Source organism: Halomonas borealis (assembly GCF_004798905.1).
In the GTDB taxonomy this organism is placed as follows: Bacteria; Pseudomonadota; Gammaproteobacteria; order Pseudomonadales; family Halomonadaceae; genus Halomonas; species Halomonas borealis.
Genome location: NZ_SDMO01000035.1, coordinates 1 through 384 on the forward strand (window position 1 = coordinate 1; position 384 = coordinate 384).

The following is a 384-nucleotide window of genomic DNA, read 5'->3' on the forward strand; positions in this document are numbered from 1 at the left end:
TAAGCCTTACCAAAAAGAAACTGGAATTGCGGGATACACTTTGCTTTATAACAGCTATGGTATGCAGTTGGCAGCTCACGAGCCTTTTAAAACGATAAAAGCAGCGGTCGAAGACGGCAGCGATATTGTAAGTGTCAAGCGATTGGTTGATCGAGTAGAGGAAAGAACCTGTGTTAAAGATACCAATATCGGTCAGGAGCTTTTGAAGACAATTGAAGATTTAGAGTATCTTTTTGAAAATTATGAAAAATATTGACTTGCAATGCTCGAAAATACAAATTTTGAAGTTAAAGGAGTGACAATTGAAAACCTTAAGTGAAGCAGAGTCGTATTGTTGGAATCATATTCAAGATAATTTAAATCGGATTCCTAATCTATCTATCT

The 384-nt window shown here is 35.9% G+C and carries 1 protein-coding gene; it reads left to right on the top strand.

From position 1 onward, the window contains the following. The coding region (locus tag ETC07_RS16085) for a fructose-bisphosphatase class III (protein WP_136249323.1) at positions 1 to 256 on the top strand (256 nt) is incomplete at its 5' end. Positions 257 to 384 lie beyond the last annotated feature (128 nt).